This is a genomic window from Bradyrhizobium sp. UFLA05-108, from assembly GCF_059803455.1.
Map to the genome: position 1 here is coordinate 1 of NZ_JBANAZ010000191.1, position 1,296 is coordinate 1,296.

The window sequence follows — 1,296 nt, forward strand, 5'->3', positions numbered from 1 at the left end:
GCATATGGTAAACCTGCGCCGGCGTAGACGGGACGCACACCTGCATGTTCTGCTCTGCGCACAGCTGCAGATAGCGTTCCAGACGCGCGGAAGAGTGCTCAGGGCCCTGGCCTTCATAGCCGTGCGGCAGCAGCATCACCAGGCCGCACATACGGCCCCATTTTTGCTCGCCGGAGCTGATGAACTGGTCGATAACGACCTGTGCGCCGTTGGCGAAGTCGCCGAACTGCGCTTCCCAGATGGTCAGCGTGCGCGGTTCCGCCGTGGCGTAGCCGTATTCGAACGCCAGCACCGCCTCTTCAGACAGCACGGAGTCCCAGACTTTGAATTCGCCCTGGCCGCTATGGATGTTCGCCAGCGGAACGTAGACAGAACCGTTTTTCTGGTTGTGCACCACCGCGTGACGGTGGAAGAAGGTGCCGCGGCCGGCGTCTTCACCGGAGATGCGGATCGGGATGCCTTCATCCGCCATGGTCGCGTAAGCCAGCGTTTCGGCAGCGCCCCAGTCGAACGGCTTGTTGCCCGCCGCCATCTCGGCGCGGTCAGCGTAGATTTTCGCCACGCGCGACTGCATTTCAATCGCTTCCGGCACGGTGCTGATGCGACGTGCCAGCTCTTGCAGGCGCTTCATCTCAACCTTGCTCGGGTACTCTTCGTCCCACTCGTGGTTCAGATACGGTGACCAGGTGAAGGAGTGCAGGTTCATCGGACGCCACTCTTCAACCACGCAATCGCCGCGGTCGAGCGCGTCGCGGTACAGGTTGACCATTTCCGTGGCATCTTCCAGACTGGCCACTTTCTGCTCGGTCAGCACGTCAGCGTAGATTTTGCGCGGCGTAGGGTGTTTCTTGATCTTCTGATACATCACCGGCTGGGTAGCGCTCGGCTCGTCGGCCTCGTTGTGCCCATGGCGACGGTAGCAGACCAGATCGATCATCACGTCACGCTTAAAGGTGTTACGGAAATCCAACGCCAGGCGGGTGACGAAGGCCACGGCCTCCGGATCGTCCGCGTTAACGTGGAAGATCGGCGACTGAACCATTTTGGCGATGTCGGTGCAGTATTCGGTAGAGCGCGCATCCAGCGGGTTGGAGGTGGTGAAGCCAACCTGGTTGTTGATGACGATACGCACGGTGCCGCCCACTTCGTAACCGCGAGCCTGAGACATGTTCAGGGTTTCCTGAACCACGCCCTGGCCGGTGATGGCGGCGTCGCCGTGGATGGTGATCGGCAGCACCATGTTGCTGCGCGCTTCGTCCAGACGATCGCGACGGGCACGTAAAAACAAAACAAGCG

General features: G+C 60.9%; 1 protein-coding gene. It reads right to left on the reverse strand.

The window, feature by feature from the left end:
• Nucleotides 1-1,296, reverse strand: a 1,296-nt coding sequence (gene sucA, locus SO140_RS45865; protein WP_498544189.1) for a 2-oxoglutarate dehydrogenase E1 component, incomplete at both ends; no start/stop codon positions are given.